A 24,682-nucleotide genomic window follows, 5' to 3' on the forward strand; every position below is an offset into this window, starting at 1 on the left:
CGACGCCTTCCCAAGATCAGGGTCGCCCCTTGGGTGTCTCAGTCGCCGTACATGCAACGCACGCCCCGTTAACCACACAATCCCTGAAAGACTCGTCCAGCCCAGTGCACCTGTTGTGCACACCTTGTGCACACGAGTCACATCTCAAAAACCACCACCTCGGGCCAAATTAACCTAATTTTCACCGCAGCCCGCGCATACACTTGATCCACGCACCGCTCCCGTCTATACGCGCCCAGTCGGACCTCGTAATCCGACTCATTTGAAACGCCGTGTGCCCCATTTCCGTCGCTGGACGGGGTCCTCCGGCAATAGGAGAAGCGACAATGTTTAAGTTGAACGAACTGTCTGACAACCCAGGCGCAACAAAATCCCGCAAGCGCGTTGCACGTGGTCCAGGTTCTGGCAAAGGTAAGATGGGTGGCCGTGGTATTAAAGGTCAAAAATCCCGTTCCGGTGTAGCCATCAAAGGCTTCGAAGGCGGTCAGATGCCTATTTACCAACGTCTTCCAAAGCGTGGTTTCAACAACATCAACGCCAAGACATACTCTGTTGTGAACCTTGGTTTGATCCAGAAATTCATCGACGCTGGCAAAATCGACGCCAAAGCAGAGATCACAGAAGACGCACTGATCGCATCCGGTCTGGTACGTCGTCTCAAGGACGGTATCCGCGTTCTTGCTAAAGGTGAGTTCACTGCAAAAGCCAACATCTCTGTTCACGGGGCCTCAAAAGGCGCTGTTGAAGCAGTCGAAAAGGCTGGCGGCAAGCTGACAACAACTGCTCCTGCGAAAGTAGTAGCCGAGTAAGCCTTGTGAGCGGCCAATTGGTCGCTTACATACCAAACTCAAGTTTTCCCAAACGCCGCCACCCGGGAAACCGTTGGCGGCGTTTTTCATGAGAAGAGACCCATATGGCATCCGCAGCAGAGCAAATGGCATCCAACATGAGCTGGGGGGCGTTCGGTAAAGCAACAGAGTTGCGCCAACGTATCCTGTTCACACTTGGCCTTTTGATTGTATACCGACTTGGCACATTCATTCCCGTACCGGGGATCGATGGTGCTGCCCTTCGTAGTTTTATGGAGGACGCTCAGGCTGGGATCGGTGGCATTCTGTCGATGTTCACCGGTGGTGCGCTGTCCCGCATGGGTATTTTTGCCCTTGGGATTATGCCGTACATCTCTGCGTCCATTGTGATCCAGCTGCTGTCCACGATGTGGGAGCCGCTGAAGAACCTCAAAAAAGAGGGTGAGCAGGGGCGTCGCAAGATTAACCAATACACACGTTATTTGACGGTGATCGTGGCGACGGCACAGGCGTTTGGCCTCGCGGCATCGCTAGAGGCTGGTGGCCTTGCATCCGATCCGGGCATCTTCTTCCAAGCGTCTTGCATCATCACGATCGTTGGCGGCACCATGTTCCTGATGTGGCTTGGTGAGCAGATCACAGCACGCGGTATCGGTAACGGTATCTCCTTGATCATCTTCGTTGGTATCATCGCCGAAGTGCCATCAGCGCTCGCGCAGTTCCTGTCGCAAGGTCGGTCCGGTGCGATCAGCCCTGTGGTGATCATTGGCGTTATCCTAATGGTGATCGCTGTTCTGACGTTCGTAGTGTTCATGGAACGCAGCCTGCGGAAAATCCACATTCAGTACCCACGCCAACAGCGCGGTATGAAGGTTTACGACAGCTCGTCTTCACACCTGCCGATCAAGGTGAACCCAGCCGGTGTTATGCCCGCGATCTTCGCATCCGCATTGCTGTTGTTGCCAACAACGATCAGCACATTCTCTGGTGGGTCCACAAACCCCGTGATGTCCACGATCCTTGCGTACTTTGGCCCCGGCCAGCCGCTGTATCTGATCTTTTTCACGGCGATGATCATCTTCTTCACCTACTTCTACACCAAAGAAGTGGCGTTTAAGACCGAAGAAGTCGCAGACAACCTCAAGAACCAGAACGGTTTTGTGCCGGGCATCCGTCCAGGCAAAAAGACCGCTGATTACCTTGATTACGTTGTGAACCGCATTCTGGTGCTTGGCTCTGGCTACCTTGCCTTGGTTGCACTGATGCCGGAAATCATCCGCTCGCAACTGTCTATCCCGTTCTACTTTGGCGGCACGTCGATCCTGATTATCGTGTCCGTCGGGATGGATACGATTCAGCAAATCCAATCGCATCTGCTTGCTCATCAGTACGAAGGTCTGATTGAAAAATCGCAACTCCGTGGTAAACGCGGCGGAGCAAAACGCAAAGGACCATCTCGCCGATGAATATTATTCTGCTTGGACCGCCGGGGGCGGGTAAAGGAACACAGGCCCGTAAACTGGTCGAAGAGCGGAATATGGTTCAGCTGAGCACGGGTGACATGCTGCGCGCGGCAAAGTCATCCGGCACAGAGATGGGCAAGAAAGTCGCGGCTGTGATGGACGCAGGCAATCTTGTCACCGACGAGATCGTGATCGGATTGATCCGCGAACAGCTAGAGGCGGACAACGGGGCTGACGGCTATATTTTTGACGGCTTCCCACGCACGCTGCCGCAGGCTGATGCGCTGGGTGAATTGCTGGTAGAGATGGGCGAGACCCTAGACCGCGTGATCGAAATGCAAGTTGATGACGAAGCACTGGTTGCCCGCATCACCGCGCGTTCCACATGCGGTGGCTGCGGTGAGGTCTACAACGACAACACCAAGCCAATCCCTGCGGATGGCAAATGCAGCAACTGCGGCGCGTCCGATTTCCAACGCCGTGCGGATGATAACGAGGACAGTCTCAAGACGCGCTTGCTGGCCTACTACAAGCAGACGTCGCCGCTGGTAGGGTACTACTATGCAAAGGGCGATCTGTCCTCTGTAAACGGCTTGGCTTCGATGGACGAAGTCGCTGGCAGCATTAAAGCCGCACTCGCATAGTCTGGCCCCCTAGAATGAAGTAAAAGCCGTCTGAATAATCAGGCGGCTTTCTGCTTTTGCAGAGGGTGGAACGGGCGGCGGATAAGGGGTCTTGACCCCCCGCGCGAACACTCCTAAACACCCCCATCTCTTATGAGAATCATTTTGTGTATGTCGGGTCGCACCTGACAATCACAGCTACCTCGATATGACGCAGCCCGGCGCCTTTAGGTCCGGGCTTCCGTTGTGAAAAAAGGGTCTGGTATCACGGACCCGCAACGTAAAGGAAATGCACGTGGCACGTATTGCTGGCGTAAACATCCCAACAGGAAAGCGCGTTCCAATCGCTCTGACCTACATTACCGGTATCGGTAGTGCAAAAGCTGAAGAAATCTGCGAAGCCGTAGGCATCGAGCGGACACGTCGTGTGAACGAACTGTCTGACGCAGAAGTTCTGAAAGTTCGTGAATACATCGACGAAAACCTGATGGTTGAAGGTGACCTGCGTCGTGAGACACAGATGAACATCAAACGCCTGATGGATCTTGGTTGCTACCGTGGCCTGCGTCACCGTCGGAACCTTCCTGTGCGCGGTCAGCGTACATCAACTAACGCACGTACTCGCAAAGGCCCTGCAAAGGCCATTGCTGGTAAGAAGAAATAAGGGAGGGCTGATATCATGGCACGCGAAGCTAAACGCACCAAGAAGAAGGTCTCCAAGAACATCGCCGCTGGCGTTGCTCACGTGAACTCTTCGTTCAACAACACAAAAATCCTGATCTCTGACGTACAGGGCAACGCGATCGCATGGTCGTCTGCTGGTACGATGGGTTTCAAAGGGTCCCGGAAATCCACACCTTACGCGGCTCAGATGGCTGCAGAAGATGCTGGCAAAAAAGCACAAGACCACGGCGTGAAAACGCTTGAAGTTGAAGTGCAAGGTCCGGGTTCCGGTCGCGAGTCCGCATTGCGCGCACTTGCTGCTATCGGTTTCAACATCACATCGATCCGTGACGTGACACCAATGGCACACAACGGCTGCCGCCCACCAAAGCGTCGCCGCGTCTAAGCGAATTACCCGTGATGGGGCTGTGCAATTTGCACGGCCCCATTCCGTCATTTTGAAACCTCGGGCGTTTGCCTTTTGATCATGAAAGGCAGACTGGAATGGAGGGACACATGATCCACAAGAACTGGGCTGAATTAATTAAGCCAACACAGCTGGAAGTGAAGCCGGGTAATGACCCAGCTCGCCAAGCCACTGTAATCGCCGAACCGCTAGAGCGCGGCTTTGGTCTGACACTGGGCAACGCCCTGCGTCGTATTTTGATGTCATCGCTGCAAGGTGCTGCCATCACTGCTGTTCAGATCGACAACGTTCTGCACGAATTCAGCTCTGTGTCTGGTGTACGTGAAGACGTTACAGATATCGTTCTGAACCTCAAAGGCGTCGCTATCCGTATGGATGTCGAAGGTCCAAAGCGTTTGAGCGTGCAAGCCAAAGGTCCAGGTGTTGTTACTGCTGGTGACATCTCTGAAACCAACGGCATCGAAGTGCTGAACAAAGATCACATCATCTGTCACCTCGACGATGGCGCCGATCTTTACATGGAACTGACCGTGAATACCGGTAAGGGCTATGTCGCTGCTGAGAAAAACAAACCAGAAGACGCGCCAATCGGCATGATCTCAATCGACGCGATCTACTCGCCGGTTAAGAAAGTGTCCTATGACGTGCAGCCGACCCGTGAAGGTCAGGTTCTGGACTATGACAAACTGACGATGAAAGTCGAAACAGACGGGTCTTTGACACCTGACGATGCAGTTGCTTACGCGGCCCGCATTTTGCAGGATCAACTGTCGATCTTCGTCAACTTCGACGAGCCTGAATCAGCAACTGCTGGTGCAGACGATGACGGTCTTGAATTCAACCCGCTGCTTCTTAAGAAAGTAGACGAGTTGGAACTGTCTGTTCGTTCCGCGAACTGCCTCAAGAACGACAACATCGTGTACATCGGTGATCTGATCCAGAAAACCGAAGCTGAAATGCTGCGCACGCCTAACTTTGGCCGGAAGTCTTTGAACGAAATCAAAGAAGTCCTGTCCGGTATGGGGCTGCACCTCGGCATGGACGTTGAGGACTGGCCACCAGACAACATCGAAGATCTTGCGAAGAAATTCGAAGATCAGTTCTAAGTTTTTGGGTGGGCCTTCGGGCCCATCCGCACAAATGCCGGCGTTAGATCGGGAACATCTGGGCAATTCTGCCCCAATAGAGTGGGGGACACGCATCCCTTGCCAGACAAAGCATAAAGCACTTTAGGAGAATAAAATGCGCCACGGACATGGTTACCGTAAACTAAACCGCACACACGAGCACCGCAAAGCGATGTTCGCGAACATGGCTGGCTCTTTGATCGAGCACGAGCAGATCAAAACGACGCTGCCAAAAGCCAAAGAATTGAAGCGCGTGATCGAGAAACTCGTCACACTCGCAAAACGCGGCGACTTGCACGCACGTCGTCAAGCAAACGCACAGCTGAAGCAAGAAATGCACACAGCACGTTTGTTCGAAATCCTCGGCCCACGTTACAAAGACCGCCAAGGTGGCTACGTCCGCGTAATGAAAGCTGGCTTCCGCTACGGCGACATGGCGCCAATGGCGATCATCGAATTCGTTGACCGCGACGTAGACGCGAAAGGCGCTGCTGACAAAGTACGCCTTGCAGCGGCAGACGCAGAGTAAGCCAATCGGCTAAGTATTCGGAAGAGCCCCGTGCATCACGCGCGGGGCTTTTTCTTTGTCTCCCTCAAATTTAGCGCGTAGGTTGCGGATATGTCTGATCTTTTTGGAACCTCTGCTGCCGCTCCTGTCGCTGGTCCGCGCCCCTTGGCCGACCGTTTGCGTCCGCAGGTGTTGGGCGACGTGATCGGTCAGGAACAGGTGCTAGGCCCCGATGCGCCGCTTGGCACGATGTTGTCGTCAGGGTCGCTATCGTCGCTGATTTTCTGGGGACCGCCCGGCGTTGGTAAAACGACAATCGCACGGTTGCTGGCAAACGAATCCGACCTGCATTTCGTCCAGATTTCCGCGATTTTCACTGGCATGCCTGATCTGCGCAAAGTCTTTGATGCCGCGAAAATCCGTCGTCAAAACGGCAAGGGTACGCTGCTGTTTGTGGACGAAATCCACCGTTTCAACAAAGCGCAGCAAGATGGATTCCTGCCCTATATGGAAGACGGCACGATCCTTTTGGTTGGGGCCACGACTGAGAATCCGTCGTTCGAATTGAACGCCGCGGTGCTGTCGCGCTCTCAGGTGCTGATTCTCACGCGCTTGAACACCGATGATCTGGAACGCCTTGCGCAACGGGCCGAGGCAGAACTGGATCGCAAGCTGCCGCTTGATCCGGCCGCTCGGATCGCCTTGATCGATATGGCTGATGGTGACGGGCGCGGATTGTTGAACTTGATCGAACAGATCGCGGCTTGGAAGATTGACGGGCAGTTGGGCGTTGATGCGCTGACGAAGCGTCTGATGAAGCGCGCTGCGAAATACGACAAATCCGGCGAAGAGCACTATAACCTGATCAGCGCCTTGCATAAATCGGTGCGCGGCTCTGATCCTGACGCCGCGCTTTACTGGTTCGCGCGGATGCTGACGGGTGGCGAAGACCCGCGTTACTTGGCCCGCCGCATCACGCGGATGGCGGTTGAGGACATCGCGTTAGCTGACCCGCAAGCGCACCGCGTGTGTCTGGATGCGTGGGAAACTTATGAACGGCTTGGCTCGCCTGAAGGTGAATTGGCATTGGCGGGGGCTGTGACGTATCTTGCGCTCGCGCCAAAATCGAACGCTGTCTATGTGGCGTATAAGGCCGCAATGAATGCTGCAAAGAAGCATGGTTCAGAGCCGCCGCCCGCGCATATTCTCAACGCGCCGACGACGTTGATGAAAGAGCAGGGGTTTGGTGCGGGCTATGCCTATGACCACGATGCGGAAGACGGATTTAGCGGTCAAAACTACTTCCCCGAAACCATGAAACGTGGTGAATATTACCTGCCTGTTGATCGCGGATTTGAGCGTGATTTGAAAAAGCGGGTAGATTATTTCGCGGGCCTTCGGGCAAAAAGGAACAGGTCATGACGCTGATCTCTGTGGCCGTGGGCGGTGCGTTGGGCGCGGTTTTGCGCTACCTTGTGGGCCTTGCCGTAATGTTCCCGCTGGGCACGTTAACCGTGAATACGGTGGGGTCACTAGCCATCGGAGCGATCTGGGCATTGGTCCACGCAAAGGGGCTGCACGCATGGTTGCCGTTCCTGATGACCGGTTTTTTGGGCGGATTCACTACTTTTTCGGCTTTTTCTCTCGATACGTTACGATTGGTTGAGGCGGGAAGGCTGGCGGCGGCTGGTGGATATGTTATGGCATCCGTTCTGTTATCGCTGGCGGCCTGTGCTGTCGGCCTTTGGATTTTTAGGGGCATCGCATGAGCGGCGTACAAACACGGGTCGTTGGACCAGATGAAGGTGATCAACGGCTGGACCGCTACATGCGGCGTTTGTTCCCGCATGTGACCCAAGGGCGCATGGAAAAGATGTGCCGTAAAGGCGAGGTCCGTGTGAATGGCGGCCGCGTCAAATCAAACAGCCGTGTTGAGGTGGGCGATAAGGTCCGCATTCCGCCGCTGCCGACTGAAGCGGAAGCCGCAGAAGCGTCGAAGCTGGCGAAGCATGGTGTGACCAAGGCAGATGCAAAGCTGATCCAGTCCTGCGTGATCTACCGCGACGACCACATGATCGTGATTAACAAACCGGCAGGTCTTGCGACCCAAGGCGGCACGAACACCACGCGCCACGTTGACGGTCTGTCCGAAGCGTTGATGTTTGATTACGACGAAAAGCCACGGCTTGTGCACCGCTTGGATAAGGACACGTCGGGCGTTCTGGTTCTGGCGCGGACCCGTATGGCGGCGCGTTTGCTCACCGAGAATATGAAGCACCGTGAGACCCGTAAAATCTACTGGGCCGCGATTGCTGGCGTACCACATCCGCGTGCGGCGACGATCAAATATGGTCTCGTGAAATCCGGTGGCGGTCGAGGCGGCGAGAACGAAAAGATGCATTGCGTGCATCCTGCCGAAGTTGCCAACACCGAAGGCGCGAAACGTGCGACGTCCGACTACGCCGTGATGGATACGCTTGGATCGCGTGCGTCGTGGTGCGCACTTGTGCCAATCACAGGCCGGACCCACCAGTTGCGCGCGCATATGGCCGAGATTGGTCATCCGATTGTCGGCGACGGCAAATACGGCGGGTCCGAGCAAGAGAACCTTGGCGACGGTTGGGGCTCTGGTATGGGCAGTGAAATTGGTCGCAAGATGCACCTGCATGCCCGTAGCCTCAAGATCGAACACCCGATGACAGGCGCGATCATGGATTTCATCGCGCCATTGCCGGATCACATGCAAAAGACGTGGGATTTTGTGGGCTGGCACGTGAGCCATGCGCCTGCTGATCCGTTCAATATGCCTGACTGATGTCGGAACCGCGGCTTGTTATTTTTGACGTCGATGGGACCTTGGTTGATAGCCAAGAGATGATCGTGGCCGCGTTTTCCTATGCCTACAATGGCTTGGACCTGCCTGTGCCGCCGCGGGGTCAGCTGCTAAGCTATGTCGGGCGGTCGCTAGAACTGATCTTTCCAGAGTTGTCGCCAGAGTTGGATAGCACCACGCATCTGACGCTGACCCAAGCCTACCGCGACGCCTATGTTCACTTGCGCCAAGAGCGCGGCAGTAACGCGACATCGCCGATGTTTGATGGTGCGCGTGCGGCGTTGGATGTGCTGAAGGCGCAGGATTGGACTGTGCTGGCTGTCGCTACTGGCAAGTCGAAACGCGGTCTGGATAAGCTGATCGAAGGCTACGGGCTTGAGGGCTATTTCATGAGCCAACAGGTCGCGGATTTCCATCCGTCAAAGCCGCACCCGTCGATGGTGCAGGCGTGTTTGGCGGAAACGGGTGTTGATGCTGCGCGGACTGTGATGATTGGCGACACCACTTTTGACATTGATATGGGCCGTGCTGCTGGCGTGAAAACGATTGGCGTCTCGTGGGGGTATCACCCGGTCGAGACCTTGCAGGCCGACACAATCATCCATAATTTCGACGCCCTGATGGGGGCGATTGACGATCTGATAGGACCACACGAATGAGCGACTGGGCAGCGAAACGCTTTTGGAAATCCACAGCAGCGGTAGAAACCGAAGGTGGGTACAAGATCGAGTTGGACGGGCGTCCTGTCAAAACACCCGCCAAGGTGCTGCTGGTATTGCCAACGGCTGAAATGGCGGCGGCGGTGGCGTCTGAATGGGACGCGCAGGTCGATCTGATCGACCCGTTGACGATGCCTGTGACACGCGGCGCAAATGCGGCAGTTGACAAGGTATCCGTGCAAAAGGACGAAGTCGTCGAAATGCTGGCAGCTTACGGCGATAGCGATCTGTTGTGCTATCGGGCGGTTGGTCCAGAAGAGTTAATTGCGCGGCAAGCGGACGTCTGGGATCCGCTGCTTTCTTGGGCGAAGACGCGGTTTGACGTGACGCTCACGTCGGCTGAGGGCGTGACGCACGTCCCGCAAAATCCGGAAAATCTGGCGCGACTTCACGCTGAGCTGGACCGCATGACGCCTTATCAAATTGCAGCTGCCCACGATTTAATCAGTCTTTCCGGCTCTCTAATCATCGCTTTGGCTGTGATTGATGGGTTTTTGAGCGCCGAACAGGGCTGGGATGTGTCCCGTGTCGACGAAAACTGGCAGTTCGAACAATGGGGCGAAGATGAAGACGCACGCGCCCTCGAATCTATCAAACGACAAGCTTTTCATGATGCTGCAAAATTCTACAAAATGGCGGCGACGTAAGGGCAGCTAACGCTAGACGGGTATGCCTTGGTGATTCTTACACGCGTAACAGCCTTTTGAAGTCATTTTGTCCGGTCAGACCCTTGACGATTCTGTTGCTTTCCTCCCACTCTGAGACAGTTATAGGCGGGTTCCCCCGTCTGGAGCTTTATAACAGTCCCTAAGGGACGGAACTAAACCGCCCGAACGGGAGTAAGGGCGGAAACTCAGGAAGAGGTAAACATGAACAAAACCGTATTTCTCGGCGCACTCACTGTCGCTGGCTTGGTTGCAGCATCTGCATCCGCCGCAACACTGGACGACGTCAAAGAGCGCGGCACGCTGAACTGTGGCGTTGTCACAGGTCTGGCGGGCTTTGGTGCGCCTGATGCAAATGGTGTTTGGACTGGTTTCGACGTGGCGATGTGCCGCGCAGTTGCCGCAGCCGTACTTGGTGACAAAGACGCTGTAGAATTCGTTCCGACAACTGGTCAGACACGCTTTACTGCGTTGGCGTCCGGCGAAATTGATTTGCTGGCACGTAACACGACATGGACGTTCTCACGCGACACCGACCTGAAATTTGATTTCATCGGCGTGAACTACTACGACGGTCAAGGCTTCTTGATCCCGAAAGAGTTGGGCGTAGCATCTGCAAAAGACTTGGACGGCGCGACTGTATGTATCCAAACTGGTACAACAACAGAGCTGAACCTTGCTGACTTCTTCCGCATCAACAACATCTCTTACGAGCCGGTGCCGATTGAAACAAACGCAGAAGGCCAGCAGCAGTATCTTGCGGGCGCATGTGACGTGTACACGACTGACGCATCCGGCTTGGCTGCGACACGTGCCACATTCGAAGCACCTGGCGACCACGTTCTGCTGCCAGAAATCATCTCCAAAGAGCCACTTGGTCCGCTCGTTCGCCACGGCGACAGCGAATGGGCTGACATCGCTCGTTGGACATTGAACGCATTGATTTCAGCAGAAGAGCTGGGCATTTCGTCATCTAACGTTGCTGAATTGTCTGCTGCACCAACTGACAACCCAGAAGTGAACCGTTTGCTCGGCACTGAAGGTGAATTGGGCGCGATGATCGGTCTTGACGCTGGTTGGGCTGTTGCTGCGATTAGCGCTGGCGGCAACTACGGCGAGATCTTTGAAAAGAACATTGGTGAGAACACACCAATTGGTCTGGCACGTGGTCTGAACGCACAGTGGACCGACGGCGGTCTGCTGTATTCCCCACCATTCCGCTAAATCCGGAATAACGAAGGGCCCGGCGATGTCCGGGCCCTTTGACTTTATGGCCATCGCGCCATTGCGAACAACAGCATCTCGCGCCTCGATAGACCTGCAAAAGTAGGCAAGGGGCGATAAAAACAACGAGAAGCACGGGAGATTATTATGTCAGCTATGACAGACCCGCCGAAACCTGCGTTTCGGCTCAGTCAACTTATTTACGACACGCGTTATCGATCCATCACCATCCAAGTTGTGGCGTTTGCCCTCATTGCCTATGGTATTTGGGCGTTGGTCAGCAATACGATCGGCAACCTTGCTGACTTGGGCAAGGACTTTGACTTTGGCTTCCTTGGTCAATCTGCAGGTTATGATATTAACCAAATGCTTATCCCCTATGACAACCAAGACACGCACGGACGTGCGGCGTTGGTTGGCATCGCGAACACGCTGTTGGTGGCCGTTATGGGCTGTGTCACGGCGCTGGTGATTGGCGTTTTGGCTGGCGTTGCCCGCCTTTCCAAGAACTGGGTCGTCGCCAAATTGATGGCCGTTTACGTCGAAGGGTTCCGGAACATCCCGCTGTTGCTGTGGATTTTGTTGATCCATGCTGTTGTCAGCGAAGCGCTTCCGCAGCCTAATGCATTTCGTGGCGCTGATCCGTCAGCGAGCATGTTGCTTGGGGATAGCGTGGCCTTAACGGGGCGTGGTTTCTATTTCCCACGCATCGGATTTACCAATTCACTGAGCGGGACCGAAGCGGTTGCGCCGCGGGAAGGTTATACCGCTGTCGCCTCTGGTGGCATGGACTGGTTGGTGATCTTGGGCGTGTTGGCCGTTAGCCTTGTGGGCATCAAACTGATCCGCAACCGCGCGTCTCGTATCCAAGAATCGACCGGTGTTCGGCCGACGACATGGTATACGCAGCTGGGTCTGCTGATTATTCCCACTGGTATCGTTCTGACGGTGTTGGGTGCGACGATTGTCACGCCATACCTCAAGGGCTTTAACTTTACCGAAGGCATGTTCCTGCGTTCTGCGTTGGTTTCGCTATGGGTCGCGCTATCGCTTTATACCGGTGCGTTTATTGCGGAAACCGTGCGGGCGGGCATCTTGTCTGTCTCGAAAGGTCAATCCGAGGCCGCCGCCGCGTTGGGAATGCAACCGGGCCGGACGATGAGTCTGGTGATCTTGCCCCAAGCGATGCGGGTGATTATTCCGCCGCTGATTTCGCAGTTCCTGAACTTGACGAAGAACTCGTCGCTGGCACTTGCGGTGGGCTACATGGATGTGCGCGCCACGTTGGGCGGGATTACGATTGCCCAAACAGGTCGCGAATTGGAAGGCATGTTGCTGCTGGGGGCGTTCTACTTGACGCTGTCGCTGGTGATTTCCGGTGCGATGAACATCTACAACAACTCAACTAAACTGATGGAGCGGTAGAATGTCTGATACACACGCACAAACCGTCTCTTATGTCCGCGATACGATGTTGCCGGAAACGTCACCACCATCGTCGCAAGTCGGTGCCGTCCGCTGGCTGCGCGAGAACTTGTTCTCAAGCGTCACCAACGCGCTGCTCACACTGATCTCGATCTACGTTGTCTACTATGTGATCAGTCACATCGGACCTTGGATGGTCGGTGGGATTTGGGACGCAGGGTCACTGGCCGAATGTCGTGAAATCCGCAATGCGACCTTGGGAACAGATGCGTCTGTCGCCTGTTGGGCCGTGTTGGGCGATCGCTGGCACCAGTTGTTGTTCGGGTTCTACCCAAGCGACCTGTACTGGCGTCCGATCTTAGCATTGATCGTATTTGGTGGCGGTATCGCCCCGATCATGTTCGACAAGGTTCCGCGCAAAACGCTGATCCTGTCAGCGCTTGCACCCTTTGTCTGCTTCTGGCTGCTCTGGGGCGGGTCGATCTGGTTGCCAATTTCCGCGGCTTTGGGGTTTGTCGTTGGCTACATTGCCTACGGTTTGATCTCGAAAAGCCTTGGGTCTTTGGCGGGGATGATTGCCGCGATCGTGCTGCCGCTGATCTACTGGCTCATGATTTCAGGACCGCTGTATGGCGCATTGCACAATGCGGCACCCATCGGGATCGAGTTCGTGGAATCCCGCGCCTTTGGTGGCTTTATGCTATCCGTGGTCATCGGGTTGTCAGCCATCGTGCTGTCCTTGCCGTTGGGCATTCTGTTAGCGCTCGCCCGTCAGTCGGACCTGTTCATCATCAAGACATCCGCCGTGGTGTTTATTGAGGTGATCCGCGGCGTGCCATTAATCGTGTGGTTGTTCACAGCGCAGTTGCTGCTGAACTACTTTTTGCCACCCGGTACGAACTTTGACCTGACACTGCGGGTGATCATCATGGTGACGCTGTTTGCGTCCGCCTATATCGCTGAAGTTGTACGCGGTGGTTTGGCTGCATTGCCCAAAGGGCAGTACGAGGGGGCCGATAGTTTGGGCCTGTCGTATTGGCAGTCGATGCAGTTGATCGTTCTACCGCAGGCATTGAAAATCTCGATCCCCGGTATCGTGAACACCTTTATCGGGTTGTTCAAAGACACGACGCTTGTGGTCTTTATTGGACTTGCCGACCCGATTGGCTTCAGTAACCTGATCCGCGCCAGCACTGACTGGAACGGTATCTACTGGGAGCTATTCATCTTTATTGGCGCTATGTTCTTCCTGTTTTGCTTTAGCATGGGCCGTTACTCACTCTACCTGGAGAACAAACTCCAGCGTGAAAACCGATAGGAGGGTTTGATATGTCAGACCTCGCAACTGATCGCGCAATCGACCGTTCCAAGCTTCAAGTGACGGACGAAGTTGCTATTGAAATCAACAACATGAACAAGTGGTACGGCACGTTCCACGTGCTGCGCGACATCAACCTGACCGTTAATCGGGGCGAACGGATTGTGATCTGTGGCCCGTCCGGGTCCGGTAAATCGACGCTGATCCGCTGCATTAACCGTCTGGAAGAGCACCAGAAGGGGCAGATCATCGTTGATGGGACCGAACTGTCGTCGGATCTGAAAAACATCGACAAGATCCGGTCGGAAGTCGGGATGTGTTTCCAGCACTTTAACTTGTTCCCGCACCTGACGATCCTTGAAAACTGCACGCTGGCCCCGATTTGGGTGCGTAAAACGCCCAAGAAGGAAGCCGAAGAAATCGCGATGCATTTTCTTGAGAAGGTGAAAATCCCTGATCAGGCGCTGAAATATCCGGGCCAATTGTCCGGTGGTCAGCAGCAGCGTGTGGCAATTGCTCGGTCGCTTTGTATGAAGCCACGGATCATGTTGTTTGACGAACCTACATCGGCGCTGGACCCTGAGATGATTAAAGAAGTCTTGGACACAATGATCGAGTTGGCCGAAGAAGGTATGACCATGTTGTGTGTGACCCACGAGATGGGTTTTGCGCAGGCTGTGGCGAACCGCGTGATCTTTATGGACCAAGGTCAAATCGTTGAACAAAACGAGCCAAAAGAGTTCTTTAACAACCCGCAATCAGAGCGGACGCAACTGTTCCTGAGCCAGATCTTGGGTCACTAACACGGGCGTCCGGAGGGCGATTTTTCCAGAAAAATCGGACAAATTTTCGCGAAGATTTGGGTGCCTCCGGCGGGAGTTGTTAAGGCGAAATGAAGGGAGGGCTGCGCATTTGCGTGGCCCTTTTCGTTAGAGATCGCGTGGTACAGTAAAATCCACAACGGTGCCTTTGCCGGGTTTGAGCCAATCGTCGTCTGCGAAGTCGATGACGGTTGTCGCGCATGTCGGGTAATCGTCAAAGCGGTGGTGGTTAGGTGCGTAGGTTACGAGCAGGTGTGCGGCCATGGCAATGCCGGGGTTATGTCCAACGATGGCAATGGTTTGGCCAGCCGTTTTACTGGCGATTTCGCGGATCGTGTCGGGGGCAGCGTGGTAGAGCAGGGCGATTTCGCGGGTATCGATCTGTTTCCCGATGCCTTGTTTCATTAAGGCGGTGGTCTGCAGTGTCCGCATCGCGTCGGACGTCGCGATGACCTCGGGCGTGTAGTTATTTGTGGAAAGCCAGCGGCCGATCGCGATTGCTGCCGTTTCCCCACGATCCGTTAGGGTGCGCCCATGGTCGTCTGCAAAGGCGTTGTCCCAGCCGGATTTGGCGTGACGCATGAGAATTAGGCGTTTGGTCATCGAGGCGGCTTTCGTGTGATGTGCTGCGTGAAGCTGCACCTATGTCAGCTTAGGCGCGTTCCTGAACTTAATCGAGCCGTGTCCATGTCGGCGGGATTTTTGGTGCAGCGCTGCTTGTCTGAAAAGTAAGGTTTGTTCCGGCACAGGTATATGTGCCGTCACCGCTGCCAAACATGCCTGTCGCTGCGCTGAACGGAATTTCCATCCGCGTGCCCATGATGTCCGCCGCGCCAACCAAGTTGTAATCGGTAGAGGTCGCTGTCCACGCATTACCTTCGGCCCGCATCGTGCCCGTGCTGTAGCCGGTCACAGTGACGTTCATTTCAGGCGCATTGGGGACTTTTACACGTATAGCCATGTCGTCGACGTCGATTCGAACGGTGTTTGTTGGGGTGATTTGCATGATGACCATGCCGCCGACAGGCGTCGCTGTGCCTTGCATTTGCGTGGCCATGATCGCGGCCAGCTCGCTTAGGTCGGCCTGCCATGTTCCGACGACACAAGGATCAACCTCGGCTGTGGCGGAGCCCGCCAAGACGGTTAATATCGCTGCGATCCGCATAGTGGACATCATATTTCTCCTGAACTGGTTACAGGGCAGGGTAACATGATGCGGGGAAATCGCGAAGCGCGATCAATCGTTGCGAATGATCGACCCTGCGCCATGTTCTGTGAACAATTCCAACAGGCTAGCATTGGGCAGGGTGCCGTCTAAGATCACAACCGCACGCACGCCGTCTTCGAGGGCTTTCAACGCTGTTTCCGTCTTTGGAATCATGCCGCCTGCGATCACGCCGCTTTTGATCATGTCGCGGACCTGCGTCGCGGACAATTGGGTCATAACCTGACCGTTTTCGTCTTTCACACCCGGTACATCCGTCAGCAGTAAAAGTCGGTCCGCTTTGAGGGCGGCGGCAATCGCGCCAGCGGCCGTATCGCCGTTCACGTTGAATGTTTCGCCGATGCCGGTGCCTGACGCGACAGGGGCCACAACGGGGATGATCCCAGCGGCGTTCAAGTCATGCAGCACTTGGACATTCATCTCGGCAGGCTTGCCGACGAAACCCAATTCTGGATCGTCCTGTTCAGCTACCATCAAGTCGTCATCTTTGCCCGATAGACCGACGGCGCGGCCTCCTTCGTCCATGATCGCTTGGACAATGCGTTTGTTAACGAGACCGGTCAGGACCATCTCGACGACTTCGACGGTTGCCTGATCTGTGACGCGTTTGCCGCGTACAAAGGTCGATTCGATGCCGAGTTTTCCGAGCATTTCATTGATCATAGGGCCGCCGCCATGCACGACGACTGGGTTCAGGCCAACCTGTTTCATCAGCACGATATCACGGGCAAATTCGGCCATCGCGTCTTGATCGCCCATGGCGTTACCGCCAAATTTCACCACGACAATCGCGCCTGCGTAGCGTTGTAAATAGGGCAGAGCCTGTGAAAGTGTCTGTGCTGTTCCGATCCAGTCGCGGGTCATGTCTTGGGCCTTCAATTTAGTCGATCCCGGCGATAATTGCGCGGAGTGTCTCGATGCCATCACCCTTCTCGGATGACGTCAAGATGAGCTCTGGGAATGCAGCGGGGTGTTTCACGAGCGCTGCGCGTGTTTTGTCGAGGGATTGTTGCAGCGCGTCGCCACGCAGTTTGTCCACCTTCGTCATAACGACCTGAAACGTCACGGCGGCGCTGTCGAGCAGGCTCATGATTTCGTCATCGACCGCTTTTGCGCCATGGCGCGCATCGATTAACACGAAGACACGGCGCAAGGTCTGGCGTCCACGCAGGTAGTTTTTCAGAAGACGCTGCCATTTTTCGACGACGGGCAGGGGGGCATTTGCAAAACCGTAGCCGGGCAAATCGACCACATACAAATCACCCGCAGTGAAGTAGTTAATTTCCTGCGTTCGGCCTGGTGTGTTTGATGCGCGGGCGAGGCCCTTGCGGCCTGTTAACGCATTGATCAACGACGACTTCCCGACGTTTGACCGACCTGCGAAACAGACTTCGATCCGGTCTGCTGGGGGCAGGCCGTCCATTGCAACAACGCCTTTTAGAAAGTCAGTCTCGCCCGCAAACAGCAAACGACCTGCTTCGCGTTCGGCATCTTCGGGTGGCTGAACCTCTGGGAACCGCATTTCCATTTTGGTGCTCAATCTTTGGCTCGGGGAGTAGGAAAAGCCGCCACGATAACGTGGCGGCTTGCGTTTATTTGTCTTTTGACTTTGCGTCAGACGCAGCAGCCGATTTTTTGAAACCGGATGTCATGTTGCCGAACAAGTCAGGCTTTGATCCGTGGCTGCGCATAATGGTGTACTGCTGGATGAACGTGATGATGTTGTTCGTGATCCAGTACAGTACAAGTCCGCTTGCGAAGCTGCCGAGCATGAACATAAAGACCCACGGCATATAGGCAAAAATCATTTTTTGCGTTGGATCGGACGGGGCCGGATTCAGCTTTTGCTGCAGCCACATAGAGATACCCAACACAATTGGCATGATGCCGATCGCGACCAATGCGACGATGCTACCGGGCTCAGGTGTGCCCCATGGCAATAGACCAAACAAGTTAATGATTGATGACGTATCTGGCGCTGAAAGGTCTTTGATCCAGCCAATCCAAGGTGCGTGACGCAATTCGATCGTTACAAAAATCACTTTGTAGAGTGAGAAGAAGATCGGAATTTGCAACAGGATCGGCACACAACCGGCTGCTGGGTTAACCTTGTTGTCCTTGTAAAGCTTCATCATGCCTTGCTGCAAAGCCTGCTTGTCATCGCCAGAACGCTCTTTCAACGCTTCCATTTCTGGCTGAAGTTCTTTCATTTTCGCCATGGAAACGAAGGATTTATATGCCAGAGGAAGAACGAGTGCCTTTAGGATGAAGGTCAGCGCGATGATCGACCAGCCCATGTTGCCAATGATGACGTTCAGGTTGTGCAAAAGCCAGAAGATCGGCTTCGTTAAGAAAAAGAACCAGCCCCAGTCGATGCTATCAAGGAAGCCTGTGACGCCTTCTTCGTTTTCGTAATTGCGGATTGCTTCCCATTCTTTTGCACCAGCATAAAGGCGCGTTGTCACGACGGTGAGCTCGCCGGGTGCGACTGTTTCCAGTGGCATAACGGCTTCTGCTTGGTACAAGTCGCGGCTGTCAAAATATTTAGACGTTGAGCGGAATGGGCGGCCTTGTTCTGGAATCAGTGTCGTCATCCAGAAATGGTCGGTATAGCCGATCCAGCCGTTTTCTGACGCTTCAAGACGTTCGGCTTGTGTGCCTTCGCTCGGGTCAACGCTGTAATCGACGACTTTGCTGTATTTGGTTTCTTCGAGTTCACCATCTGTCATGCGCACAAGGCCCTCGTGCAGAATGAAGAAGTTCTTCAGGTCTGCCGGAATTCCGTGGCGCCGGATTAGGCCGTAAGGACGAAGGGTGATGTCAGAGGTGCCTGTGTTTTCAACGCTTTGTGCGTAGTCGAACATGAAATCAGAATCGACAGAGATTTCTGTGCGGAAGATTTGGCCCGCGCCATTGTCCCAGCGCAGTGTCACTGGCGTCTCAGGTGTCAGCACGTCGCCGGTCTCTAGCGACCAGATAGTGTCAGGGCCGGGGACCTGATCAGCACTTAGGCCGTCGGCGGATGCCCAACCGAACGTTGCAAAATAGGCTTCGGCGTCACCAACTGGCTTAAGCAAGCGAACGATTGGCGAATCCTCAGCGAGTTCTTCGCGGTATTGGGTCAACGACAAGTCGTCGATGCGTGCGCCTTGAAGCGAGAGCGACCCTTTAAATTCGGGTGTTTCGATGGCGATACGTGCAACTTCAACATCTGTTTCAGATGCGTCGGGTGTCGTCGTCGTCAGCGCGGTCACGTCATTGGCGGCCGTCGGTGTCGTCGCATCTAGCGATTCTGCTACTGGTGGCAGGTCGGTGATGGGAGCTTCTTCTGGCGGAAACAGCCAAAACCAAGTCATCACGACAAGGAAACTCAACACTGTTGCGAGAATCAGATTTTTGTTTTGGTCGTCCATGCGTATGCCGCCTGTTTCGAAAGAAATGGTTCCGCTGGTTCAACCCCTCAAGCCCCCAAAGGTCAAGCGGTTTTGCCTTATTTTTTTGATATTTCGGCGGTGTGGCGGGTCTAATTCCGATCCTTTCTCGCCGAACGAATGGAAACATCGGTCGCACGGCGGTGTTGCGTTCAAGGTTGTGCACACGAGGATTGATAAGGCCGAAACGCTAAATTTGGATTAATCCAAATCGGAATTGGTCTGGAGCCCCAAAAAGTCGAACAAATTTGGGTCTAGCAGGTGCGATGGTCGCGTGTTTGTCAGGGCGCGAAACATCTTTTGTCGGCGTCCGGCGTGATTTTTTTCCCAGCCGTCAATCATTTGTTTAACTTGTTGGCGTTGTAATCCGTCTTGGGACCCGCACAAATCACACGGAATGATTGGATATTTCATCGCATTAGAAAACGCTTCGCAATCCGCTTCGGCCACATGGGCGAGCGGGCGGTAGAGGAATAAATCGCCTTCTTCGTTCACCAGTTTTGGTGGCATCGTCGCAAGGCGACCACCGTGGAATAAATTCATCAGAAAGGTCTCAAGAATGTCGTCACGATGATGGCCGAGGACAACAGCGCTACAGCCTTCTTCGCGGGCAATCCGGTAAAGATTTCCGCGTCTTAAGCGCGAGCACAACGCGCAAAAGGTCCGTCCAGCAGGCACCTTGTCCATGACGATGGAATAGGTGTCCTGATATTCGATGCGGTGTGGAACTTCCATCTTTTCGAGGAACGCAGGCAAGACGGTCGCGGGGAAATTGGGTTGCCCCTGATCAAGATTGCAGGCCAGCAATTCAACGGGCAAAAGCCCGCGCCACTTTAGTTCATGGAGGACAGCAAGCAGCGTATAGCTATCTTTTCCGCCAGACAGGCAGATCAACCACTTCGGAAGTTTTCCGTCGCGGGGCGGTGGGGCAATCATGCCGTATTGCTCTATCGCTTCGCGGGTATTGCGCACGATCCGCTTGCGTAGTTTTTTAAACTCCGTCGTCGTAGGTGCGCCATTAAAGAGCGGATGAATGTCGGTTTTTTCGTCTAGCATGAGTAAGCAGTATAACGCAGGCGCGATGCCGCCAAGTGGTTTCATCACCGATCGCTGCGTGTTGCGATCACGTCTGGAAAACCTGACTAAGTGACTTTAGGTAAAGACTGTAGGCTCACCGTTATATTTAACGGGGGAATTGTCATGAATTATTTTTACAGTCGTCGCGCATTCAATAGCCAGACGGGTTATTTCACCAACCATTGTGCCTCGAGCACCAGTTATGTGGGGCTTGGTCCGTCTGATGGGACCGTTTCAAGGGGCGGTTTACTGACGGCGAAAAAGTGGGCAGAGGCGGTGCTGGGGCAAAGTGGCAATGGCCATGTTGTGATTTATGTCCATGGTTTTAATACCAAACAGGCGGCGATGCTGAGTACGTTGAATGCGTTGAAAACCGGCCTTGCTGGGGCGGGATTTGGCGCTGCAGTTGCCGCGTTTGATTGGCCTAGTGACGGTGTTATGTCGTCAAGCGCGTACACGCGTGACCGTAGGGACGCGGAAACTGTGGCGGCGCATATGGTTCTTGATGGTGTTAAATTACTGCAGGAACACGCGCCGCGCACGAAGGTTCACATCGTTGCGCATTCGATGGGGGCTTACACGACGGTTCACGGCTGGGGCACGGTTGGTCATCGGTATTATCCGGCTAAGGTCGATCAGGCGGTGTTTGTTGCGTCAGATGTTGATCAGAACCGGATGTTGAAGCACGCGATTGGCGGGCAGGTGATGCAGCAGCGCTGCAATCGGTTAACCCATTATTATTCTTCCGAGGATATGATTCTGGATATGTCGGGTAAGTACCTTAACTCTGGAACAAAGCGATCAGGTCGACATGGACTTGGCCCGTGGCCTGCGCCAACATTTAAGGACGTATCTTGTGTGGACCGTTACCTAAGCGCCAATCCGAAGCGGACGCGTACAGAATCGCATTCGCATAGCTGGTATTTTAAGGATGATCGTTTCTACGAGGATTTGGCCAAAACGCTTGCCGGCGACTCTGATAAAACATTGTCCACACGCGAACGGATGGAAAATGGTGATCAGCGGCTAGTGCCTTAATCAGGAACGTTATCGATACCTGATCCGCCCCATGGGTGGCAGCGCGCGATGCGGCGGACAGTCAAATACGCGCCTTTGATACCGCCGTGCTTTTCGAAGGCTTCGAGTGAATATGCCGAGCATGTGGGGTGAAAACGGCAGCCGTGTCCGACCCATGGGCTTAAAAAGAGGCGGTATGCTTTAACGGGAATCGCAAGGATATAGGCGAGGGGGGTCATTTATGGACCCGTTCCATCGCCCTGATCATATCGCTTTGAAGTTGGGTAAAGGGCAGACTGGCAGTTGTCCCGGCCCGTCCGACGAGAACATAATCCCAGCCATCGCGTCCGTACTGCGGCAGTACGATCCGCGCGATTTCGCGGAGTCGCCGTTTGGCGCGGTTTCGTGCGACCGCGTTTCCAACCTTTTTAGAACTGGTGAATCCGACGCGGATACCGTTCACAGGCTCGTCGTCGCGGCGTTTGCGCGCTTGCAGGTGGATGCCTGCCGTGCCGTGCCGTTTCGCATTGGAGCAGCGCACGAAATCGGCCCGCTTTGTCAAAACGCTAAGCGTTGGACGCGCAAAAACCGCCTGTGGGCCGTCCATTTGGCTGACCGTTTGGTCTGCCATGGGTGCCACGGGCGGCTTCAATGCAATAACCGTAAGTGGGCGCTTACGCGCTCAACTTCGCGCGGCCTTTGGCGCGACGGTTGTTCAGGATCTTGCGACCAGCCTTAGTGGCCATGCGTGCGCGGAATCCGTGGCGGTTCTTACGAACCCGGTTAGATGGCTGGAACGTGCGCTTCATCGCGAGTCCTCCGGTTAATGGGCCAAACCCCTGCGGGGGATTCGAAGCCGATTGAATTCAGACTTGTCCTTTAGAGCGGGTCTGGCGTCCTGTCAACGCAGTGCACGTCAGAAAACTGCAACAATTTCGCAGGCGAAGCGACGTCAAATGTTTCAATCACGGGCCGGACACCCCTGTTATATCGCAAAGTGCTAACAACAGATCAACCACCCGTGATCGGGGTATCCCAAACGGGGCTTTCCCGTCATCTAAGCCGCAACGAATTTGAAACCAATCGCCACGATGTTGCCGCGAGATGAGATAGGACGATCAGATGACCGAAGCCCCGACGACAGGTAAGACAGAGAAGCAAGGCAATGCCTTTGCCCGTCGTCTACCCCTTATTATTATCGTGATTGTTGCGATACTTGGCGCGATTTTCCTGCGCGATTACCTGACATTTGATGCGTTAAGCGAGAATCGTGAGGCATTGCTTGGTTTTCGGGATGCCAACTATTTGTTAACCGTGCTTCTATTCATCGGCGCTTATGTCGTGATCGTCGGCTTTTCGTTGCCGGGGGCGACGGTCGCCACGCTGACTGGCGGCTTTTTGTTCGCGACCTTCCCCGGTGCGTTGTTCAATGTCACGGGCGCTACTCTCGGCGCGACGGCGATTTTCCTCGCCGCCCGCTGGGGGTTTGGGGCGAAGCTGGGCGAAAAGCTGGAAGGCTCTGAAGGAATCGTTAAGAAAATCAAAGACGGTATCGACGAGAATCAATGGTCCATGTTGTTCCTGATCCGCCTCGTGCCAGCCGTTCCGTTCTTTATGGCGAACCTGATCCCCTCATTCCTAGAGGTCCCGACGCGCCGTTTTGTGATCTCGACCTTCTTTGGAATCATCCCCGGCACTGTGGTTTACACATCCGTCGGCGCGGGTCTTGGCGAAGTCTTTGCACGCGGCGAAACACCTAATTTGGGCATAATCTTTGAACCCTTCATCATTGGCCCTATCATTGGGTTATGCGTGTTGGCCGCCCTTCCTATTATTATTAAGGCCGTGCGCGGCAAGAAAGGTCTTTGAGCTATGAACCGGATTAAAACTGATATTTGTATCATTGGCGGCGGTTCTGGCGGATTGTCCGTTGCTGCGGGTGCAGTCCAAATGGGCGCAAAAGTTGTCCTACTCGAAGGTCATAAGATGGGCGGCGATTGCCTGAATTATGGTTGTGTCCCGTCTAAGGCGCTGATCGCGTCGGCCAAGCAGGCCTACGCCATGTCACACGGATCGGCGTTGGGCATCGCGGACGAGCAAGCGCAGGTCGATTTCGCCGCCGCAAAGGATCACGTCGCGGATGTGATTGCGACAATCGCCCCAGTCGATTCGGTTGAGCGGTTCGAGGGCTTAGGTGTCCAAGTCATTCAGGAATTCGGTGCGTTTATTTCCGAAACGGAAGTACAGGCTGGCGATACGATCATTGAGGCGCGGCGTTTCATCGTGGCTACTGGCTCTGGTCCGTTTGTACCGCCGATCGACGGTCTGGCCGACGTGACCTACTACACAAACGAAAACATCTTTGATCTGCGCGAAAAGCCAAAGCATCTGATTGTTATCGGCGGCGGCCCCATCGGCATGGAAATGGCCCAAGCACATAGTCGTCTTGGCTGCGAAGTGACTGTGATTGAGGGCGCGAAAGCCTTTGGTAACGACGATCCCGAGATGGCCGCGATTGTGCTGAATAAAATGCGCGACGAAGGCATCACGATTGTCGAGGAGGCGCAAGCGCAGAAGATTTCTGGCGCGGGCGACGAGATCACGGTTCATACACCAAAGGGCGATTATACTGGGTCGCATCTGCTGATCGCTGTTGGCCGCAAGGTGAATATGGACAAGCTGGACCTCGACAAAGCCAATGTCGCCCATGATCGGCGTGGCCTGAAAGTCGGCGCTGATCTGCGGTCCGAAACCAACAAAAAGGTCTATGCGGCGGGTGACGTCGCGGGCGGTCTGCAATTCACGCATGTCGCGGGCTATCATGCTGGCGTTTTGATCCGCTCTTTGCTGTTCGCGCTGCCGTCAAAGATGAAAACGGCGCATATTCCGTGGGCGACTTACACCGATCCTGAGTTGTCCCAAGTTGGCCTGACCGAAGCCCAAGCGCGTGAAAAGCATGGCGATGCCCTAGAGGTTGTTCGCTTTGAATATCACCACAACGACCGCGCGATTGCAGAGCGTAAAACCACCGGTCTGATCAAGGTCATGGTTGTCAAAGGCCGGCCAGTCGGTGCATCTATCGCAGGACATTTGGCGGGCGAGCTGATCTCGATGTGGGCGATGGCCATTGCAAACAACATGAAAATGTCAGCAATAGCGAATACGGTTTTGCCGTACCCGACCATCAGCGAGATCAATAAACGGGCAGCCGGTGCGTACTTTAGCCCGCGTTTGTTCGAAAGCACGATGGTGAAACGGGTTGTGAGATTTGTGCAGCGTTGGATTCCCTAACGCGGGCAAGGCGGAG

At 54.7% G+C, this 24,682-nt stretch carries 28 protein-coding genes; 19 read left to right on the top strand and 9 right to left on the bottom strand.

Annotated features, from left to right (window positions below; all coding sequences use genetic code 11):
- Positions 1-326 precede the first annotated feature (326 nt).
- From rplO to FHS72_RS01865, 16 genes are all read left to right on the top strand, one after another.
- Entirely contained in the window at positions 327-809 is a 483-nt protein-coding gene (rplO, locus tag FHS72_RS01790; protein WP_183524646.1) for a 50S ribosomal protein L15, read from the top strand.
- Positions 810-934: 125 nt separating this feature from the next.
- Complete coding sequence (gene secY, locus FHS72_RS01795) at positions 935-2,275, top strand: preprotein translocase subunit SecY (protein ID WP_183525299.1); 1,341 nt, start codon at positions 935-937, stop codon at positions 2,273-2,275.
- Positions 2,272-2,916: an adenylate kinase gene (locus tag FHS72_RS01800; protein WP_183524649.1), complete on the top strand. Its 645-nt coding sequence runs from the start codon at positions 2,272-2,274 to the stop codon at positions 2,914-2,916. Before secY ends, FHS72_RS01800 begins: the two co-directional genes overlap by 4 nt.
- A gap of 274 nt (positions 2,917-3,190) precedes the next feature.
- Positions 3,191-3,559 carry a 30S ribosomal protein S13 gene (rpsM, locus tag FHS72_RS01805; protein WP_183524652.1) on the top strand — a complete coding sequence of 123 codons (369 nt, stop codon included), beginning with the start codon at positions 3,191-3,193 and terminating at the stop codon, positions 3,557-3,559.
- A 15-nt stretch (positions 3,560-3,574) separates the two neighbouring features.
- Positions 3,575-3,964, top strand: a complete 390-nt coding sequence (gene rpsK, locus FHS72_RS01810) for a 30S ribosomal protein S11 (protein ID WP_183524655.1) — start codon at positions 3,575-3,577, stop codon at positions 3,962-3,964.
- A gap of 110 nt (positions 3,965-4,074) precedes the next feature.
- A complete protein-coding gene (locus FHS72_RS01815; protein ID WP_183524658.1) occupies positions 4,075-5,091 on the top strand; it encodes a DNA-directed RNA polymerase subunit alpha in 1,017 nt (338 codons plus the stop codon).
- Between the two features lie 136 nt (positions 5,092-5,227).
- Positions 5,228-5,641, top strand: a complete 414-nt coding sequence (gene rplQ, locus FHS72_RS01820; protein WP_183524661.1) for a 50S ribosomal protein L17 — start codon at positions 5,228-5,230, stop codon at positions 5,639-5,641.
- Between the two features lie 90 nt (positions 5,642-5,731).
- Positions 5,732-7,042, top strand: coding sequence for a replication-associated recombination protein A (locus FHS72_RS01825; protein WP_183524663.1), 1,311 nt, complete (start codon positions 5,732-5,734; stop codon positions 7,040-7,042).
- Complete coding sequence (gene crcB, locus FHS72_RS01830; RefSeq protein ID WP_183524666.1) at positions 7,039-7,389, top strand: fluoride efflux transporter CrcB; 351 nt, start codon at positions 7,039-7,041, stop codon at positions 7,387-7,389. The genes FHS72_RS01825 and crcB overlap by 4 nt, the downstream gene beginning before the upstream one ends.
- Positions 7,386-8,435: an RluA family pseudouridine synthase gene (locus tag FHS72_RS01835; RefSeq protein WP_183524669.1), complete on the top strand. Its 1,050-nt coding sequence runs from the start codon at positions 7,386-7,388 to the stop codon at positions 8,433-8,435. Before crcB ends, FHS72_RS01835 begins: the two co-directional genes overlap by 4 nt.
- Entirely contained in the window at positions 8,435-9,112 is a 678-nt protein-coding gene (locus FHS72_RS01840; protein ID WP_183524671.1) for an HAD-IA family hydrolase, read from the top strand. The genes FHS72_RS01835 and FHS72_RS01840 overlap by 1 nt, the downstream gene beginning before the upstream one ends.
- Entirely contained in the window at positions 9,109-9,819 is a 711-nt protein-coding gene (locus FHS72_RS01845) for an ATP12 family chaperone protein (RefSeq protein ID WP_183524674.1), read from the top strand. The genes FHS72_RS01840 and FHS72_RS01845 overlap by 4 nt, the downstream gene beginning before the upstream one ends.
- A 222-nt stretch (positions 9,820-10,041) precedes the next feature.
- Entirely contained in the window at positions 10,042-11,061 is a 1,020-nt protein-coding gene (locus FHS72_RS01850) for an amino acid ABC transporter substrate-binding protein (RefSeq protein ID WP_183524677.1), read from the top strand.
- A 147-nt stretch (positions 11,062-11,208) separates the two neighbouring features.
- Entirely contained in the window at positions 11,209-12,486 is a 1,278-nt protein-coding gene (locus FHS72_RS01855; protein WP_183524680.1) for an amino acid ABC transporter permease, read from the top strand.
- A gap of 1 nt (position 12,487) precedes the next feature.
- Entirely contained in the window at positions 12,488-13,804 is a 1,317-nt protein-coding gene (locus FHS72_RS01860) for an amino acid ABC transporter permease (protein WP_183524683.1), read from the top strand.
- Positions 13,805-13,815: 11 nt separating this feature from the next.
- Positions 13,816-14,607, top strand: coding sequence for an amino acid ABC transporter ATP-binding protein (locus tag FHS72_RS01865; RefSeq protein ID WP_183524686.1), 792 nt, complete (start codon positions 13,816-13,818; stop codon positions 14,605-14,607).
- Between the two features lie 126 nt (positions 14,608-14,733).
- On the opposite strand, the gene FHS72_RS01870 is transcribed toward FHS72_RS01865, so the two are convergent.
- The 6 genes from FHS72_RS01870 to ttcA form a co-directional block, all read right to left on the bottom strand.
- Positions 14,734-15,228, bottom strand: a complete 495-nt coding sequence (locus tag FHS72_RS01870; protein ID WP_183524689.1) for a SixA phosphatase family protein — start codon at positions 15,226-15,228, stop codon at positions 14,734-14,736.
- Positions 15,229-15,295: 67 nt separating this feature from the next.
- The gene (locus FHS72_RS01875; RefSeq protein WP_221235306.1) at positions 15,296-15,802 is read right to left on the bottom strand and encodes a hypothetical protein; all 507 of its coding nucleotides are present in this window, start codon (positions 15,800-15,802) and stop codon (positions 15,296-15,298) included.
- A gap of 60 nt (positions 15,803-15,862) precedes the next feature.
- Positions 15,863-16,714, bottom strand: coding sequence for an acetylglutamate kinase (gene argB / locus FHS72_RS01880; protein WP_183524695.1), 852 nt, complete (start codon positions 16,712-16,714; stop codon positions 15,863-15,865).
- A 16-nt stretch (positions 16,715-16,730) separates the two neighbouring features.
- Positions 16,731-17,378, bottom strand: coding sequence for a ribosome biogenesis GTP-binding protein YihA/YsxC (gene yihA / locus FHS72_RS01885; RefSeq protein WP_183524698.1), 648 nt, complete (start codon positions 17,376-17,378; stop codon positions 16,731-16,733).
- Between the two features lie 64 nt (positions 17,379-17,442).
- Positions 17,443-19,263, bottom strand: coding sequence for a membrane protein insertase YidC (gene yidC, locus FHS72_RS01890; protein WP_183524701.1), 1,821 nt, complete (start codon positions 19,261-19,263; stop codon positions 17,443-17,445).
- 219 nt (positions 19,264-19,482) lie between these two features.
- Complete coding sequence (gene ttcA / locus FHS72_RS01895) at positions 19,483-20,337, bottom strand: tRNA 2-thiocytidine(32) synthetase TtcA (protein ID WP_183525303.1); 855 nt, start codon at positions 20,335-20,337, stop codon at positions 19,483-19,485.
- A gap of 144 nt (positions 20,338-20,481) precedes the next feature.
- Here ttcA and FHS72_RS01900 point away from each other — a divergent pair, with 144 nt between their 5' ends.
- On the top strand, positions 20,482-21,396 hold the full coding sequence (locus tag FHS72_RS01900; protein ID WP_183524704.1) for an alpha/beta fold hydrolase: 915 nt from the start codon (positions 20,482-20,484) through the stop codon (positions 21,394-21,396).
- Here the strand turns inward: FHS72_RS01900 and yidD are convergent.
- Genes yidD through rpmH form a run of 3 tightly spaced genes read right to left on the bottom strand, consistent with a single transcriptional unit; the run spans position 21,393 to position 22,184 of the window.
- Positions 21,393-21,614 carry a membrane protein insertion efficiency factor YidD gene (gene yidD, locus FHS72_RS01905; RefSeq protein ID WP_183524706.1) on the bottom strand — a complete coding sequence of 74 codons (222 nt, stop codon included), beginning with the start codon at positions 21,612-21,614 and terminating at the stop codon, positions 21,393-21,395. The genes FHS72_RS01900 and yidD overlap by 4 nt on opposite strands.
- Entirely contained in the window at positions 21,611-22,006 is a 396-nt protein-coding gene (gene rnpA, locus FHS72_RS01910) for a ribonuclease P protein component (RefSeq protein WP_183524709.1), read from the bottom strand. The genes yidD and rnpA overlap by 4 nt, the downstream gene beginning before the upstream one ends.
- A 43-nt stretch (positions 22,007-22,049) precedes the next feature.
- Positions 22,050-22,184 carry a 50S ribosomal protein L34 gene (rpmH, locus tag FHS72_RS01915; protein WP_008231458.1) on the bottom strand — a complete coding sequence of 45 codons (135 nt, stop codon included), beginning with the start codon at positions 22,182-22,184 and terminating at the stop codon, positions 22,050-22,052.
- A 313-nt stretch (positions 22,185-22,497) separates the two neighbouring features.
- Here rpmH and FHS72_RS01920 point away from each other — a divergent pair, with 313 nt between their 5' ends.
- Complete coding sequence (locus FHS72_RS01920) at positions 22,498-23,244, top strand: TVP38/TMEM64 family protein (RefSeq protein WP_183524711.1); 747 nt, start codon at positions 22,498-22,500, stop codon at positions 23,242-23,244.
- A gap of 3 nt (positions 23,245-23,247) precedes the next feature.
- The gene (locus tag FHS72_RS01925; RefSeq protein ID WP_183524713.1) at positions 23,248-24,666 is read left to right on the top strand and encodes a dihydrolipoyl dehydrogenase family protein; all 1,419 of its coding nucleotides are present in this window, start codon (positions 23,248-23,250) and stop codon (positions 24,664-24,666) included.
- Positions 24,667-24,682 lie beyond the last annotated feature (16 nt).

The sequence above is a fragment of the Yoonia ponticola genome (assembly GCF_014199395.1).
Taxonomy (GTDB): Bacteria; Pseudomonadota; Alphaproteobacteria; order Rhodobacterales; family Rhodobacteraceae; genus Yoonia; species Yoonia ponticola.

Excerpts from the sequence above, each read along its gene's own strand:
- rplO (WP_183524646.1), top strand. The coding sequence starts at position 327 with ATGTTTAAGTTGAACGAACTGTCTGACAACCCAGGCGCAACAAAATCC.
- FHS72_RS01855 (WP_183524680.1), top strand. The coding sequence starts at position 11,209 with ATGTCAGCTATGACAGACCCGCCGAAACCTGCGTTTCGGCTCAGTCAA.
- FHS72_RS01865 (WP_183524686.1), top strand. The coding sequence starts at position 13,816 with ATGTCAGACCTCGCAACTGATCGCGCAATCGACCGTTCCAAGCTTCAA.
- argB (WP_183524695.1), bottom strand. The coding sequence starts at position 16,714 with ATGACCCGCGACTGGATCGGAACAGCACAGACACTTTCACAGGCTCTG.
- rpsK (WP_183524655.1), top strand. The coding sequence starts at position 3,575 with ATGGCACGCGAAGCTAAACGCACCAAGAAGAAGGTCTCCAAGAACATC.
- FHS72_RS01800 (WP_183524649.1), top strand. The coding sequence starts at position 2,272 with ATGAATATTATTCTGCTTGGACCGCCGGGGGCGGGTAAAGGAACACAG.
- yidD (WP_183524706.1), bottom strand. The coding sequence starts at position 21,614 with ATGACCCCCCTCGCCTATATCCTTGCGATTCCCGTTAAAGCATACCGC.
- FHS72_RS01920 (WP_183524711.1), top strand. The coding sequence starts at position 22,498 with ATGACCGAAGCCCCGACGACAGGTAAGACAGAGAAGCAAGGCAATGCC.
- yidC (WP_183524701.1), bottom strand. The coding sequence starts at position 19,263 with ATGGACGACCAAAACAAAAATCTGATTCTCGCAACAGTGTTGAGTTTC.
- rplQ (WP_183524661.1), top strand. The coding sequence starts at position 5,228 with ATGCGCCACGGACATGGTTACCGTAAACTAAACCGCACACACGAGCAC.
- FHS72_RS01835 (WP_183524669.1), top strand. The coding sequence starts at position 7,386 with ATGAGCGGCGTACAAACACGGGTCGTTGGACCAGATGAAGGTGATCAA.
- rnpA (WP_183524709.1), bottom strand. The coding sequence starts at position 22,006 with ATGGCAGACCAAACGGTCAGCCAAATGGACGGCCCACAGGCGGTTTTT.
- FHS72_RS01850 (WP_183524677.1), top strand. The coding sequence starts at position 10,042 with ATGAACAAAACCGTATTTCTCGGCGCACTCACTGTCGCTGGCTTGGTT.
- FHS72_RS01860 (WP_183524683.1), top strand. The coding sequence starts at position 12,488 with ATGTCTGATACACACGCACAAACCGTCTCTTATGTCCGCGATACGATG.
- rpmH (WP_008231458.1), bottom strand. The coding sequence starts at position 22,184 with ATGAAGCGCACGTTCCAGCCATCTAACCGGGTTCGTAAGAACCGCCAC.
- FHS72_RS01845 (WP_183524674.1), top strand. The coding sequence starts at position 9,109 with ATGAGCGACTGGGCAGCGAAACGCTTTTGGAAATCCACAGCAGCGGTA.
- secY (WP_183525299.1), top strand. The coding sequence starts at position 935 with ATGGCATCCAACATGAGCTGGGGGGCGTTCGGTAAAGCAACAGAGTTG.
- crcB (WP_183524666.1), top strand. The coding sequence starts at position 7,039 with ATGACGCTGATCTCTGTGGCCGTGGGCGGTGCGTTGGGCGCGGTTTTG.
- FHS72_RS01840 (WP_183524671.1), top strand. The coding sequence starts at position 8,435 with ATGTCGGAACCGCGGCTTGTTATTTTTGACGTCGATGGGACCTTGGTT.
- FHS72_RS01870 (WP_183524689.1), bottom strand. The coding sequence starts at position 15,228 with ATGACCAAACGCCTAATTCTCATGCGTCACGCCAAATCCGGCTGGGAC.
- FHS72_RS01925 (WP_183524713.1), top strand. The coding sequence starts at position 23,248 with ATGAACCGGATTAAAACTGATATTTGTATCATTGGCGGCGGTTCTGGC.
- ttcA (WP_183525303.1), bottom strand. The coding sequence starts at position 20,337 with ATGCTAGACGAAAAAACCGACATTCATCCGCTCTTTAATGGCGCACCT.
- FHS72_RS01900 (WP_183524704.1), top strand. The coding sequence starts at position 20,482 with ATGAATTATTTTTACAGTCGTCGCGCATTCAATAGCCAGACGGGTTAT.
- yihA (WP_183524698.1), bottom strand. The coding sequence starts at position 17,378 with ATGGAAATGCGGTTCCCAGAGGTTCAGCCACCCGAAGATGCCGAACGC.
- FHS72_RS01825 (WP_183524663.1), top strand. The coding sequence starts at position 5,732 with ATGTCTGATCTTTTTGGAACCTCTGCTGCCGCTCCTGTCGCTGGTCCG.
- FHS72_RS01815 (WP_183524658.1), top strand. The coding sequence starts at position 4,075 with ATGATCCACAAGAACTGGGCTGAATTAATTAAGCCAACACAGCTGGAA.
- FHS72_RS01875 (WP_221235306.1), bottom strand. The coding sequence starts at position 15,802 with ATGATGTCCACTATGCGGATCGCAGCGATATTAACCGTCTTGGCGGGC.